The organism is Kitasatospora sp. NPDC057965 (assembly GCF_042887135.1).
In the GTDB taxonomy this organism is placed as follows: Bacteria; Actinomycetota; Actinomycetes; order Streptomycetales; family Streptomycetaceae; genus Kitasatospora.
In genome coordinates, this window is sequence record NZ_JBHVPZ010000005.1 from 128,891 (window position 1) to 144,808 (window position 15,918).

Annotated in this window: 1 protein-coding gene and 1 pseudogene; both read right to left on the reverse strand. The window is 77.0% G+C overall.

What is annotated here, in order from left to right:
• Positions 1 to 27: 27 nt before the first annotated feature.
• Positions 28 to 5,496 (reverse strand): annotated as a pseudogene (locus ACFVVU_RS08275) (type I polyketide synthase); the annotation flags it as partial.
• 177 nt (positions 5,497 to 5,673) lie between these two features.
• Positions 5,674 to 15,885: a type I polyketide synthase gene (locus ACFVVU_RS08280; RefSeq protein WP_387788765.1), complete on the reverse strand. Its 10,212-nt coding sequence runs from the start codon at positions 15,883 to 15,885 to the stop codon at positions 5,674 to 5,676.
• Positions 15,886 to 15,918: the final 33 nt, after the last annotated feature.

The window sequence follows — 15,918 nt, forward strand, 5'->3', positions numbered from 1 at the left end:
CGGCCGGGGGCCGGTGGTCCTGCGGGGTCACGGGGCGGTCCGGGACAGCCCCTCGATCCAGGTGCGCACCGCGGCGCCGGTCCGGTCGGCGTGTTCGCCGATCATGGTGCAGTGGTCGCCCTCGACCTCCGCGGCGGTGTGCTCGTGGGGCCAGGAGGAGCGCCAGTCCTCGCCGGTCATCGGTTCCTCGGGCGAGCCCGGCACGCAGCGCGACGGCCGGACGAACAGCGTCGGCACCGTGGTCGGCTCGGGCTCCCAGCCGCGGAACATCCGCCGGTAGCTGCCGATCGCGGTGAGTCCGACGTAGCCGAGCGCGGTGAACGCCTGCCGGCGCACGATCACCTCGTAGTTCATCGCCTTGCGCATGCGACGCGACATGGTGGCCGGCAGGTAGGTGTCCAGCAGCACCAGGCCGGCCGGCGCGGTGCCGGCCGCCTGGAGCCGACTGGCGACCGCCTGGGCGAGCCAGCCGCTGGAGGAGTAGCCGAGCAGGACGAACGGCTCGCCCTCGGCGCAGCGCAGGGTCGCGTCGGTGAGCAGGTCCAGCAGGACGTCGCGGGAGGCCGCGAGCGGCTCGCCGGAGCGGAAGCCGGGGACGGTCAGGACGGCGGTGCCGCAGAATCCGTCGAAGGCGCCGGCCAGTCGGCCGAACTGGATGGTGCCGTCGACCGGGGCGAACGGAGGGAAGCAGATCAGCCGCGGCTGTTCGCCGCCCTGCGACATCCGGACGGATCCGGCCAGGCCGGCCAGGAGCAGCAGATCCGCGCTGACCTCGCGCAGGCCGGACGCGCCGACCAGCAGTGCCTCCGCGTCGTCCATCTGCCCGCGCAGGGCCAGCTCGCGGTAGACGGAGCCGAGCAGTTCGTGGGACTCCTCCGTGCCCGGCTCCGGCCGCGGCGCGCGGCGCGCGGCGGTCCCGTCCTCCAGGGCGCGGGCCAGGTGCGCGGCGAGCGCGGCCGGGCCGGCATGGTCGTAGACCAGGGTGGTGGGGAGGTCGAGGCCGGTGGCCTCGCCGAGCCGCCGGGCGAGCCCGACGGTGGCCAGCGAGTCGAATCCCATCGCGCGGAAGGGCTGGTCCGGATCGACGGCGCCGGCGTCGGCGTGGCCGAGCTGGGCGGCCACCTCGGTGCGGACCAGGTCGAGCAGCTCGGCGGCCAGCCGGGCGGGCGAGCGCTCGGCGGAGCGGTCCAGGACCGGGGGCGGTACGGTGCCGGGCGCCGGGTCCGCCGGACGCTCCGGGGCGGCCGCCACGAGGTCCGCGATCAGCGGCCGGGGGCGGGCGGCGGCGTAGCTGTGCGCGAGTCGGGGCCAGTCCACGTCGGCGACCGTCACGCAGGTCAGGTCCTCGTCCAGGGCCTGGCCGAGGGCGGTCAGGGCGGTGGCGGGGTCCATCGGCCGCACCCCGAGCCGGCCGAGGTGGCGTCCGGCCTCGCCGTCGGCCATGCCCCCGGCGGCCCAGGGGCCCCAGGCGACGGCGGTGGCGGTGAGTCCGCGCTGCCGGCGGCGCAGGGCGAGGGCGTCCAGGTGGGCGTTGGCGGCCGCGTAGGCGCCCTGCGCGGCGCCGCCCCAGACCCCGGCGCCGGAGGAGTAGAGCACGAAGGCGTCGAGCTCGGCCGTGGCGAAGAGCTCGTCCAGCGCCAGCGCCCCGGCGACCTTGGCGGTGACGGTGGCGGCGATCGCGGCCGGGCCGGTGTCGAGCAGCCGGGCGGGCCCGGCGACGCCGGCGGCGTGCAGCACGGTGCGGATGCGCGGAAGTTCCTCGCCCAGGGCCTCGCGGAGCCGGTCGGCGGCGTCCGGGGCGGTGAGATCGCAGGCAACCGGCACCAGGTCGACACCGACGGCCGCGAGCTCGGCCCGCAGCCCGTCGAGGCCGGGGGTGTCGGGGCCCCGGCGGCCCAGCACCAGCACGCGCTCGGCCCCGCGGGCGGCCAGCCAGCGGGCCGCGTGCCCGCCCAGGGCTCCGGTGCCGCCGGTGATCAGCGCGGTGCCGCCGGTCCGCCAGGGGCGGGCGGGGCGGGCGGGCGCGTCCGTGGCGGCGGGGCGGGACAGGCGGCGGCCGAAGGTGCCCAGCGGCCGGATCGCGAACTGGTCCTCTCCCCCGGCGTCGGCCAGGACGGCGAGCAGGGTGGTCAGGGAGCGCTCGTCGGGGTCGGCCGGCAGGTCGGCCAACCCGCCCCAGTTGAGCGGGTGTTCGAGTCCGACGACGCCGCCGAGGCCCCAGATCCCGGCGCCCGTCGCGGAGGCCACGTCCTCGCCCAGCACCGACACGGCGCCGGTGGTCAGGCACCAGAGCGGGGCGGCGATGTCCGTGTCCGCCAGCGCCTGGACCAAGGTGACGGTGGCTGTCACGGCGCGGACCAGGACCGATCCGCCGTCGCCCTCCTCCGGCGCTGCCCCGAGCAGCGAGACGACCCCGGCGAGTCCCGGTTCACCGGCCGACTCGCGGAGCCAGGCGGCGAGTTCGGCCCGATCGGCGGTCTTGGCGTCGAGTTCGCGGCGCAGGACCCGGGCGCCGCCGTCGGTCAGCGCCCGCGCCACCGCGGCGGCGAGGTCGCCGCCGTCGGCGGAGTGGACGAGGAGCCAGTGCCCGGTGGGCGCGGCGTCGGGCGCGGCGGGCGTCCACGGCTCCCAGCGCAGCTCGTGGCGCCAGGACCGGGCGGTCCGCGCGGCACGGTCCTCGGTGCGCCAGGTGGAGAGCGCGGGCAGCAGTTCGCGCAGCGGCGCGTCCGCGGGGACGTCCAGCAGCGCGGTGAGCCGGTCGAGGTCGGTCTGCTCGACGGCCTCCCAGAACCCGCCGTCCGCCGGCTCGGTGGCGGGCTGCGGCAGCGGTTCCGCCGAGGGCGCCTCGTGGGCGAGCCAGTAGGGGCGGCCCTGGAAGGGGTAGGTCGGCAGGTCCACCCGGTGCGCGCCGGTCACGGCCGCGGCCCAGTCGACCGGGGTGCCGCGGACGAAGGCGGTGGAGAGTGCCGCCGCCAGGGTCTCCCGCGGGTCTCGGCCGTGGCGCTGGGCGGGGACGGCGACGGCGTCGGTCCCGGCCGTGCACTCCGCGACCATCGGGGTGAGCGCCGCCTCCGGGCCCAGCTCGACGAACACCGAGGCACCCCCGGCCCTCGCCGCGGCGACCGCGTCCGCGAACCGCACCGGCTCACACACCTGGCGCACCCAGTACTCCGGATCGCAGACCTCCGCCGCCGTCGCCATCCGGCCCGTCACGTCCGACGCCAGCGGGATCGACGGCTCCCTCAGCTCGATGCCCGCCGCCACCTCCCGCAAGTGGGTCAGTACCGGCTCCATCAGCACCGAGTGGAACGCGTGCGACACCGCCAGCCGCGAGGACCGCCAGCCGCGCTCCCCGCACAGCACCCGCACCGCCTCCACGGCCCCGGCCTCACCGGAGACCACCACCGACGCCGGACCGTTCACCGCCGCGACCCCCACCACACCCACAGCACGCTCCGCGAGCAGCGCCAGCACCTGCGCCTCACTCGCCCCCACCGCCAGCATCGCCCCACCCGAAGGCAGTTCGGCCATCAACCGGGCCCGCGCCGCCACCAGGGCGACCGCGCCCTCCAGCGAGAACACCCCCGCCACGTACGCCGCCACGATCCCACCCAGCGAATGCCCCAGCACCACCTCCGGCACCCCGACCCACGAACGCCACAACCGGTACAACGCCACCTCGAACGCGAACAGCACCGGCTGCACCACACCCGTGTCCTCAGCACCGCCGGGCTCCCCCAGCAACACCTCCCGCACCGAGAACGGCACCACCCCCTCGAACGCCCCGCACACCTCGTCCACCGCCGCCGCGAACACCGGGAACACGTCGTACAGCTCACGCCCCACACCCCGGCAACCCACCCCCTGACCCGTGAACACCACGGCGTGCTTGCCGGCCGCCCCCGCACCGCGTGGCAGCACCCCGGTCACCACAGCCGGGGTTCCGGCCGGCCTGGGCACGCCGTCGGCGAGCGCCGTCAGTCCGGCCGTCAGCTCGGCGAGGTCACGGCCGAGCAGCACGGCGCGGTGCTCCAGCAGGGCCCGGCCGGTGACGGCGGACCAGGCGACATCGGCGGGCTCGGCCTCCGGGTGCGCGCGGACCCAGTCGCGCAGCCGGGCGGCCTGGGCCCGCAGGGCCTCGGGGGTCCGGGCCGACAGCACCCATGGAACGAGTCCGCCCACCCCGGCCCCGGAGGGCGGCTCCGGCAGCGGCTGCGCGGGTTCCGGGGCCTGTTCGAGGACCACGTGGGCGTTGGTGCCGCTGATCCCGAACGAGGACACCCCCGCCCGACGCGGCCGCCCCGTCTCCGGCCACTCCACCTCGTCCGTCAACAGCTCGACCGCACCCGCCGACCAGTCCACATGCGGCGACGGCGCGTCCACGTGCAGCGACCTCGGCAGCACACCGTGCCGCAACGCCATCACCATCTTGATCACACCCGCCACACCCGCCGCCGCCTGCGTGTGACCGATGTTCGACTTCACCGACCCCAGCCACAGCGGCCGGTCGGCCGGCCGACCCTGACCGTACGTCGCCAGCAGCGCCCGCGCCTCGATCGGGTCACCCAGCGCCGTGCCCGTCCCGTGCGCCTCCACCACGTCCACCTCGTCCGTGGAGAGCCCCGCGTTCACCAGTGCCTGGCGAATGACCCGCTCCTGCGAGGGTCCGTTCGGAGCGGACAGGCCGTTGGACGCGCCGTCCTGGTTCACCGCACTGCCCCGCACCACCGCGAGGACGGGATGCCCGTTGCGCACCGCGTCCGACAACCGCTCCACCAGCAGCAGGCCCACGCCCTCGCCCCAACCGGTCCCGTCCGCCGCCGCCGCGAACGGCTTGCACCGGCCGTCCGTCGCCAGTCCGTTCTGCCGGGAGAACTCCACGAAGGCGGTCGGCCGGGCCATCACGGTCACGCCGCCGGCCAGTGCCAGGTCGCACTCACCGGCGCGCAGCGCCTGCGCCGCGGTGTGCAGGGCCACCAGGGACGAGGAGCAGGCGGTGTCCAGGGTCACCGCCGGGCCCTCCAGGCCCAGCACGTACGAGATCCGGCCCGAGACCACGGACATCGAGCCGCCGGTCACCCGGTGGCCCGCCACCGCCGGGGCGATGTCCTGCCGGCCACCGCCGTAGCCGAGCGCGGAGGCGCCGACGAAGACGCCGGTCCGGCTGCGCCGCAGCGAGAGCGGGTCGATGCCGGCGCGCTCCACGGTCTCCCAGGCGGTCTCCAGCAACAGGCGCTGCTGGGGGTCCATCGCGAGCGCCTCGAAGGGCGAGATGCCGAAGAAGTCCGCGTCGAACTCGGCGGCGTCGTAGACGAATCCGCCCTGCCGGGTGGCGGAGCCGGCGGCGTCGTCCCCCGCCGGTCCGGCCTCCCAGCCCCGGTCGGCCGGGAAGGCGCCGATCGCGTCGATGCCTTCCGCCACCAGCTGCCACAGGTCCTCGGCGGAGCGGACGCCGCCGGGCAGCCGGCAGCCGGTCGCCACGATCGCGAGCGGCTCCCGGGCGGCCTGTTCGGCCTCGCGCAGTCGCTGTTTGGTCTCGCGCAGGTCCGTGGCGGTCATCCGCAGGAAGTGGCGGAGCTTCTCCTCGTTCGACCCGTTGGACGGGTCCGGCGCGCTGGACGCGGTGGACATGTGTACCCCTGTCGGTTCGAGAAATCCGGTGTGGACGGCTGCTCAGGAGATCCCGAACTCCTCCCCGAGGATGTCGAACATCTCGGCGTCGGTCGCGGTCCGCAGGTCGCGGCCGGCCTCGGCCGGCGGGCGCGGTCCGCCGCGCAGGCGCTCCGCCAGCTCGACCAGCCGGTCGGCGACGCGGTCACGGTCCGCGGCGCCGGACAGCGCCGCCAGGCCCGCCTCCAGCCGGTCCAGCTCGTCGAGCGCCGACGCGTTCCGCGCGGTGTCGTCGAACAGCTCCGCGCCGAGGTGGGCGGCCAGCGCCTGCGCCGTCGGGTGGTCGAAGACCAACGTGGTCGGCAGGTCGATCCCGGTCGCGGCGACCAGCCGGTTGCGCAGGCCGACGGCGGCCAGCGAATCGAACCCGAGGTCGCGGAACGGCCGTTCGGGCTCGATCTCGGCCGGGTCGGTGTGGCCCAGCTGGGAGGCGACCTCCGCACACACCAGGGTGACCAGCGCGCCGTGCCGGTCATCGGCGGACAGCCCGGCGAGGCGCTCGCGCAGGTGCTCGGGCACCCGGTCGTCGGCGCCCGGCTCCGCGTCGGCCGGCGCCGGGGTCTCGGCCGCGACCAGCTCCGCGATCAGCGGGCGCGGGCGGGCGGCGGTGTACCCGACCGCAAAGCGCGGCCAGTCGAGGTCGGCGACAGTCACCCGGTCCAAGTCCTCCTCCAGGGCCTGGCGCAGCGCCTCAAGGGCGAGTTCGGGGTCCATCGCCGCCACACCGATCCGGTCGAGTGCCGCCGAGACGGCCTCGCCGTCCGACATTCCGCCGCCCGCCCACCGGCCCCAGGCGACGGCGGTGGCGGCCCGGCCCTCGTCACGGCGCCGGGCGGCGAGCGCGTCGAGGTAGGCGTTGGCCGCCGCGTACGCGCCCTGGCCGGCTCCGCCCCACACCCCGGCACCCGAGGTGAAGAGCACGAAGGTCCCGGCCTCGTCGGCGCGCAGCAGTCCGTCAAGAGCGAGGGCGCCGCCGACCTTGGCGGCAACCGCCTCGGCGACGGACTCCCGGGTGATCCGTTCGAACGGTCCGCCGACCTCGGCGCCCGCCGCGTGCACCACGGTGTCCACCCGCAGTCCCCGGCCGCGTAGGTCGGCGAGCAGGGCCGCGACCGCTTCGCGGTCGCTGACGTCGCAGGCGGCGATCTCCACCTCGGCGCCGGCCGTCGTCAGCTCCTCGCGCAGTTCCGCGGCCCCCGGCGCGGCCTCGCCCCGCCGGCCGGCCAGCACCAGGTGCTCGGCGCCGGCCCGGACCAGCCAGCGGGCGACGTGCCCTCCGAGCGCCCCGGTGCCGCCGGTGACCAGCGCGGTGCGGCCGGCCTGCCAGGGGGTGTCGCGGCGCGGGGCGCCCTCGGCGTGCGGGAACCGGGCCAGGCGCCGGACGAAGGTGCCGAGCGGGCGGATCGCGATCTCGTCCTCCACCGAGCGGGCACCGAGTACGGCGGACAGGATCGCGGCGGAGCGCTCGTCGACGGCCTCGGGCAGGTCGACCAGGCCGCCCCAGCGGTCCGGGTGTTCGAGACCGGCGACGCGGCCGAGCCCCCAGAGGGCGGCCGCCGTCAGGTCGGCCGGGGCCTCGCCGAGGGGGGAGGCCGCGCCCCGGGTGGCGCACCAGAGCGGTGCGTCGAGTCCGGCGTCACCGAGGGACTGGACGAGCACCGCCAGCCCGTACAGGGCGAGGGTCGGATCGGCCCGCTCCGGCCCGGGGTCGGGCAGCAGCAGGACGCCGGCGGGCGCGGTCTCCCGCAGCCAGGCGGCCAGCTCGGCACGGTCGGTGGGCACCTCCCCGGCCCCGGGGGCGAGGACCTCCGCGCCGGCCGCGGTGAGCGCGTCCGCCACGGTGGCGCGCGGCTCCGTGTCCGCCGGGGCGAGGACCAGCCAGCGCCCGGTGAGCCGGCCGGGCACGGCGGGCGCGTCCGTCCACGGCTCCCACCTCTCGGTGTAGCGCCAGGAGCGGACCGCCGTGTCGGCCCGCCGGCGGGTGCGCCAGCCGGCGAGCGCGGGCAGGACCTCGTGCAGCGGCGCGTCCTCGCGGACGTCGAGCAGTGCGGCAAGGCCCGCCGCGTCGGAGGCGGTGACGGCGTCCCACAGGGTGCCGTCGACCGGGTCGCCGCTCGGGGCGGCGGACCGCTTGGCGCGGCCCGGCAGCGCGGTCCCGCCGTCCGGGTCGAGCCAGTAACGGCGGCCCTGGAAGGCGTAGGTGGGCAGGTCGACCCGGCGCACGCCACGCCGGTGCAGCAGCCCGGCCCAGTCCACCGGCACGCCTCGGCCGAAGGCCGCGGCCAGGGCGGTGACCAACTGCTCCGGACCGCCCGCGCCGCGCCGCAGGGTGTGCAGCACGGTCCCGGGGGCGGCGGCCGCGGCGATGAGGTCCTCCAGTGGCACGACCAGCCCGGGGTGCGGGCTGCACTCCAGGAAGACGGTGTGCCCCTCCCCGAGAGCCGTGCGCACCGCCTTGTCCAGCCGGACGGTGCCGCGCAGGTTGTCGAACCAGTACGAACCCGCCAGCCGGTCCGGAGAGTCGACCGCTTCGCCGGTCAGCGTCGAGTACATCGGCACCCGGCCCGGTAGCGGGGCGAGGTCCGCCTGCAGCGCCCGGAGGTCATCGTGCAGCGCGTCCATGTGCGCCGAGTGCGAGGCGTAGTCGACCGGGATCCAGCGGGCCCGGACGTCCTCGCGCTCGCACCGCTCGGCCACGGCGGCCAGCGCCTCGACGGCCCCGGAGAGCACCACGCTCGACGGCCCGTTGACCGCCGCCAGGGACAACCGCTCGTCGTCGGCCAGCAGTTCGGCGGCGCTGTCCGCACTCACACCGACCGAAAGCATCCCGCCGCCGGTGCCGGAGACCCGCCGCAGCGCCTGGGCGCGCCGCACCACCACCCGGATCGCGTCCTCCAGGGACAGCAGCCCGGCCACGTGCGCGGCGGCGATCTCGCCCTGCGAGTGCCCGATCACCGCGGCCGGCCGCACCCCGCACGACTCCCACCAGCGCGCAAGCCCCACCATCACCGCGAACAGCACCGGCTGCACCACGTCGACGCGATCCAGCAGCGCCCCCGAACCGTCCCGCAGCACCTCCAGCAGCGACCAGTCCGTCAGCGGGTCCATCACCTCCGCACACTCCTCGATCGCGGCGGTGAAGACCTTCGAGACGTCGAGGAGTTCGACCGCCATCCCGGCCCACTGCGACCCCTGCCCCGGGAACACGAACACCGGTCCGGTGGCGGCGGCTCCGGGTCCGCCGGCGTCGCCCGGGAGCGCGTTCGGGGCGGTGGAGGCCGTACCGTCCGCCACCGCCCGCAGCCCGGCGGCGATCTCGGCGCCGTCGCGCCCCCAGACCACCGCGCGGCGCTCCAGGGTGGCCCGCCCGGCCGCCAGCGACCACGCCGCGTCGGCGAGTCCGGCGTCGGGGCGGGCGGTCAGCCACTGCCCGAGCCGGCCGGCCTGGTCCCGCAGCGCGCCCTCGGTCCGGGCCGAGAGCACCCAGGGCACCACCCCGGCCACGCCGGCGGGGGCCTCGGCGGCCGGCCCGGCGGGGGCCTCGGCGGCCGGCGCCTGCTCCAGGATGACGTGCGCGTTGGTGCCGCTTATCCCGAACGAGGAGACCGCCGCGCGGCGCGGGCGGTCCAGCTCGGGCCAGGGGCGGCCCTCCGCGAGAAGTTCCACCCGGCCGGCCGTCCAGTCGACGTGCGGGGTCGGCGCGTCGACGTGCAGGGTCTTCGGCAGCAGGCCGTGGCGCAGCGCCATCACCATCTTGATCACACCGGCCACGCCGGCCGCCGCCTGGGTGTGGCCGAAGTTCGACTTCACCGAGCCGAGCCAGAGCGGCCGGTCCTCGGGACGGTCCTGGCCGTAGGTGGCCAGCAGCGCCTGGGCCTCGATCGGGTCGCCCAGCGTCGTCCCCGTCCCGTGCGCCTCCACCACGTCGACGTCGGCCGTGGACAGCCGCGCGTTGGCCAGCGCCTGGCGGATGACCCGCTGCTGGGACGGCCCGTTGGGGGCGGTGAGGCCGTTGGAGGCGCCGTCCTGATTGACCGCCGAGCCGCGGACGATCGCCAGCACGGGGTGCCCGTTGCGGCGGGCGTCGGAGAGCCGCTCCAGCAGCAGCATGCCGATGCCCTCGCCCCAGGCGGTGCCGTCCGCGCCGGCCGCGAAGGACTTGCAGCGGCCGTTCGGGGCCAGCCCGCGCTGGCGGGCGAACTCCACGAACACGCTCGGCGTCGACATGATCGTGACCCCGCCGGCCAGCGCGAGGTCGCACTCCCCGGTCCGCAGCGCGTGGCTCGCCCAGTGCAGCGACACCAGCGAGGAGGAGCAGGCCGAGTCGACGGTGACGGCCGCGCCCTCCAGGCCAAGGGTGTAGGCCACGCGCCCGGAGGCGACGCCGAAGGAGTTGCCGTTGCCGATGTACGCCTCCAGCTCGTCGTCGACGTCCTGGACCCGGCCGGCGGCGTAGTCCGAGTACATCAGCCCGGCGAAGACGGAGGTGTTGCTGCCGCGCAGCGAGAGCGGGTCGATGCCGGCCCGCTCGAAGGCCTCCCAAGAGGTCTCCAGCAACAGGCGCTGCTGCGGGTCCATCGCGAGCGCCTCGCGCGGCGAGATCCCGAACAGCTCCGAGTCGAAGCGGTCGATGCCCCGCATGAACGCGCCCTCGCGGGTGTAGAAGCGCCCGGAGCGGTCCGGGTCCGGGTCGTACAGCCCCGCGAGGTCCCAGCCGCGATCGGTGGGGAGCGGGGAGACGGTGTCCACGCCGTCGGCCACGCAGCGCCAGAGTTCCTCGGGGCTCGCGATGTCGCCGGGGAAGCGGCAGCTCATGGCGACGATCGCGATCGGCTCGTCCGTCACCCGGGCCGGGACGGCGGCCGGGGCCCGGCCGAACCCGGGCAGGCTGAGCAGTTCGGTGCGCAGGAAGCGGGCGAGGGCGGTGGCGCTGGGGTAGTCGAACAGGACGGTCGCCGGGAGCCGCAGGCCGGTCGCGGTGTTGAGGCGGTTGCGCATCTCCAGCGCGGTGAGCGAGTCGAAGCCCAGCTCGGTGAAGGCGCGGTCGGCGCCGACCGTCTCGGGGCCGGAGTGCCCGAGGACGACGGCGGCCTGCCGGCGGGTCAGGTCGGTGAGCAGCTGGACCTGCTCGGCCTCGGGGCGGCCGGCCAGGCGCTGGACGAGCCTGCGGGCCTCCTCGCCGCCGGCCCGCCGCCGCGCGGGGACGAGGGCGCCGAGGATGACCGGCAGTTCGTCGAAGCGGCGCAGCGCGGCCAGGTCGAGCCGGACGGGGGCGAGCAGCGCCTCGTCCTGGGCGAGGGCGGCGTCGAACAGGGCGAGGCCCTGCTCGGCGGAGAGCGCGAGCACACCGCTGCGGTCGATGCGGTGGCGGTCGGTGGCGGTGAAGTCCTCCCGCATCAGACCGCTCTCCTCCTCCCACAGGCCCCAGGCCAGCGAGACGCCGGGCAGGCCGGCCGCCCGCCGGTACTGGGCGAAGGCGTCCAGGAAGGCGTTGCCGGCCGCGTAGTTGGCCTGGCCCCGGCTGCCGATGACGCCGGCGACGGAGGAGTAGAGCACGAAGGCGGTCAGGTCGAGGTCGCGGGTGAGCTCGTGCAGGTGGAGGACGGCGTCCACCTTGGGGCGCAGCACGGGGCCGACGCGCTCGGGTGTCAGGGCGGCGATCACGCCGTCGTCCACGGCGCCGGCGGTGTGCACCACGGCGCGCAGCGGGTGCTCGGCGGGGACGGCGGCGAGCAGGGCCGCCAGGGCCTGCCGGTCGGCGACGTCGCAGGCCGCGACCTCGACCTCGGCGCCCAGCGCGGCGAGGTCGGCGACGAGTTCCGCGGCACCGGGGGCGCTCGGGCCGCGCCGGCTGGTCAGCAGCAGCCGGCGGACGCCGTGGACCGCGGCCAGGTGCCGGGCGACGAGGGCACCGAGCGCGCCGGTGCCGCCGGTGACCAGGACGGTCCCGTCCGGGTCGAAGGCGGGTCGGGCGGCCTCGGCGGGGCCACTGCGGATGATCCGCGGCGCGTACAGCGCACCGGCCCGCAGCGCGAGTTGCGGTTCTCCGGTCGCGGCGGCGGTCGCGGTGGCGGCGGCGAGGGCGGACGCCGAGGCCGGGTCGTCGTCGAGGTCGACCAGGACGATCCGGTCCGGGTTCTCCGACATGGCGGAGCGCACCAGGCCGCCGACCGCGGCGGCGGCGAGGTCGCGCACCGGGTCGTCGGCGCCCACCGAGACCGCCCGGCGGGTCACCACGGCCAGGCGCGTTCCGGTGAGGCGGGGCTCGGCGAGCCAGGTCTGGACGGTCTCCAGGGCGCGGGTGACGGCGGCGTGCACGGCCTCCGCCGGCGGCGGGCCGGGGGTTCCGGCGGCGGGCCAGGACAGCACGACCAGGGCCGGGGTGGGCAGGCCGCCGTCCAGGGCGCGGGCGAGGGCCGCGAGGTCGGTGTGCCGGGAGGCCTCCGGACCGGGGGCCAGGTCGCCGTCCCCGACCACGGCCCAGGAGCCGGCGGCGGGGGCGGCGGGCTGCGCCGGGTGGGGCAGTGCGGTCCAGCGCACGGCGTACAGCGGGTCCTGACGGGCCGTGGCGGCGGCGCGCAGCTTCTCCGCGGAGACCGGCCGCACCGACAGCGAGCCGACCTCGGCGACCGGTCGGCCCTGGGGGTCGGCGAGGGTCAGGGTGACGGCCTCCGGGCCGGTGCGCCGCAGCCGTGCCCGGACCGCGGCGGCGCCGGGGGCGAACAGGCGGACGTCGCGCCAGGAGAACGGCAGCGAGACCGGCCCGGCGCCGGGGTCGGCGCGGTCCGCGAAGGCCGCGATGCCGAGCAGGTGCTGGGTGGCGTCCATCAGTGCCGGGTGGACGCCGAAGCGGTCGGCGTCGTGGGCGACGGCCTCGGGCAACGCGATCTCCCCGTACACGTCCTCGCCGTGGCGGGTGGCGGCGCGCACGCCGAGGAAGGCCGGACCGTAGGCGACACCGGCGTCGGCGAGCCAGTCGTAGAAGCCGTCGAGCGGGACGGCGCCCTCGTCGGCCGGCGGCCGGACCGGCGACTCGGCGGGGGCGCTCGCGCCGGTCCGGGCCAGGGTGCCGACCGCGTGGCGGGTCCACGGCTCGGCGGCGTCGCCGGTGTCGGGCCGCGAGTGGATCGCGACGGCCCGCCGGCCGGCGGCGTCCGGGGCCTCCAGCCACAGCTGGAGCTGGAGGGCGCCGCGCTCGGGCAGGACCAGCGGCGCCTCCAGGGAGAGTTCCTCGACGAGTTCGCAGCCGGCCCGCCGGCCGGCGTGCAGGGCGAGCTCCAGGAAGGCGGTGCCGGGCAGCAGCACGGTGCCGAGCACCACGTGGTCGCCGAGCCAGGGGTGGCTGTCGAGCGAGAGCAGTCCGGTGAACAGCGAGCCGTGCCCGTCCGCGAGTTCGACCATGGCGCCGAGCAGCGGGTGGTCGGCCGGGCCCTGTCCGAGGCCGGTCGCGTCGGTGGCCCCGATGCCCGCGTCCAGCCAGAACCGGCGGCGTTCGAAGGCCTGGGTGGGCAGCTCGACCCGGCGCCGGCCGAGTGCGGCCGGGTCGGTGGCGGGCCCCGCGGTGAGGGCTGCCCAGTCCACCGCCGTGCCGCGCACGAAGGCCCGGCCGAGCGCCGTCAGGACGCTCCGGGCGGTGGGGCCCTCGCGGTCGGCGGTGGGGAGCACGGCGACCGTCCGGTCGGCCTCCTCGGCGGCGAGGCACTCGGTGGCCATCGGCGTCAGGACGGCCCCGGGGCCGAGTTCGACGAACTCGGTCACCCCGGCCGCCCGCAGCGCGCCGACCGCGTCCGCGAAGCGGACGGTGCCGCGCAGGTTGGCGATCCAGTGCGCCGGATCGCTGAGCCGGTCGGGGGCCGTGATCGTCCCGGTGACGGTGGAGGCGAGCGGGATCCCGGCGCGGCGCGGGCGCAGCCCGTCGACCACGGAGGCGAACTTCTCCAGCACCGGGTCCATCAGCTCGGAGTGGAAGGCGTGCGAGACCGGCAGCCGGGTGTGCCGCCAGCCGCGTTCGGCGCAGGCGGCGCGGACCTGTTCGACGGCCTCGACGGTGCCGGAGACCACCACGCTCGCAGGCCCGTTGACGGCGGCGAGCCCGACCCCGGCGATCGGGGCCAGGACGGCGGCGGCCTCGCCCTCGCCCGCCCCGACCGCGAGCATCGCGCCACCGGTCGGCAGCGCGGCCATCAGCCGGGCACGGGCGGCGACCAGGGTGACGGCGTCCTCCAGGGTGAGCGCCCCGGCCACGTGCGCGGCGACGATCTCGCCCAGTGAGTGGCCGGCCACGTGGTCGGGCGCCGGCGCCCACGCGGTCCACAGGCGGTAGAGGGCGACCTCGTAGGCGAACAGGGCGGGCTGGGCGACGCCGGTGTCCTCGACCGGCGACCCGTCGGGCTCGCCGAGCAGCACCTCGCGGACGGAGAACGGCGTCACTCCCTCGAAGGCGGCGCAGACCTCGTCCAGCGCGGCGGCGAACACCGGGAAGGCCGCGTACGCCTCGCGCGCGACGCCCCGGGTCCGGGTGCCCTGGCCCGTGAACAGGACGGCGGTGCGGCCGGTCCGGCGCGGCGCGGCGCCCTGCGGCGCGTCCGCCCCGCCGTCCGCGACCCGGCCCAGCTGCGCGGCGAGTCCGGCGAGGTCGTCCCCGACCAGGACCGCCCGGTGCTCCAGCACGGCCCGTCCGGAGGCCAGCGACCAGGCCACGTCGGCCGGCCGGGCCGCGGGGTGCGCGAGCGCCCAGTCGCGCAGCCGGGCGGCCTGGGCGCGCAGCCCGGCCTCGGTGCGGGCACTGACCACCCAGGGCACGGGGGCCGGTGACGGCGCGGCGGCTACCCCGTCGGCGGGCGTCCGGTCCTCGGCCGGCTCCTCCTCGATGATCACGTGCGCGTTGGTGCCGCTGACCCCGAAGGAGGAGACGCCGGCCCGGCGCACCCGCTCCCCCGCCGACCAGTCGGCCGCCTCGGTCAGCAGTTCGACCCCGCCGGACGCCCAGTCGACCATGGGCGTGGGCTCCTGGGCGTGCAGGGTGCGCGGCAGCAGGCCGTGCCGCAGCGCCAGCACCGTCTTGATGACGCCGGCCACTCCGGCGGCGGCCTGGGTGTGGCCGAGGTTGGACTTCACCGAGCCGAGCCGCAGCGGCCGTCCGGCCGGCCGGTCCCGGCCGTAGGTGGCCAGCAGTGCCTGGGCCTCGATCGGGTCGCCGAGGACCGTGCCGGTGCCGTGCGCCTCCACCGCGTCCACGTCCGCCGGGGTCAGCCGGGCGCTGGCGAGGGCCTGGCGGATCACCCGCTCCTGCGCCAGGTCGTTGGGCGCGGTCAGGCCGTTGGAGGCGCCGTCCTGGTTGACCGCCGACCCCCGCACCACGGCGAGCACGGAGTGCCCGTGGCGCCGCGCGTCGGAGAGCCGTTCGACCAGCAGCATGCCGACGCCCTCGCTCCAGCCGGTGCCGTCGGCCGCCGCCGAGAAGGACTTGCACCGCCCGTCCGCCGCCAGGCCGCGCTGGCGGGCGAACTCGTCGAAGGCGCCCGGGGTCGCCAGGACGGTGGCGCCGCCGGCCAGCGCGAGGTCGCACTCGCCGGCCCGCAGCGCCTGGCAGGCCAGGTGCAGGGCGACCAACGACGAGGAGCACGCCGTGTCCACGGTGACCGCCGCGCCCTCCAGGCCCAGGGTGTAGGCGATCCGGCCGGAGGCGACGCTGGTCAGGCTGCCGGTCAGCAGGTGGCCCTCGACCTCCTTGGGGACGGAGGGCAGCCGGGACAGGTAGTCGCTCGCGATCACCCCGACGAAGACGCCGGTCCGGCTGCCGCGCAGCGAGGTCGGGTCGATCCCGGCCCGCTCGACCGCCTCCCAGGAGGCCTCCAGCAGCAGGCGCTGCTGCGGGTCCATCGCCAGCGCCTCGCGCGGCGAGATCCCGAAGAAGCCGGGGTCGAAGTCGGCCGCGTCGGCCAGGAACCCGCCCCGGTAGGAGCCGCCGGCCGCTCCCTCGGCGTGCTCCCAGCCGCGCCCGGACGGGATGCCGGTGATGGCGTCGCCGCCGGTGCGCACCAGTTCCCAGAGCTCCTCGGGAGAGCCGACCCCGCCGGGGTAGCGGCACTGCATGCCGACGATGGCGATGGGCTCGTGCCACCGGTCCTCGGCGTCGCGCAGCAGGGTCCGGGTCTCGTGCAGCTCGTTGGCCGCACGCCGCAGGTAGTCGCGCAGTTGCTCTTCGTTCGCCATCGTTGGTCTGCTCCGTGAATGTCCGCGAGGGAC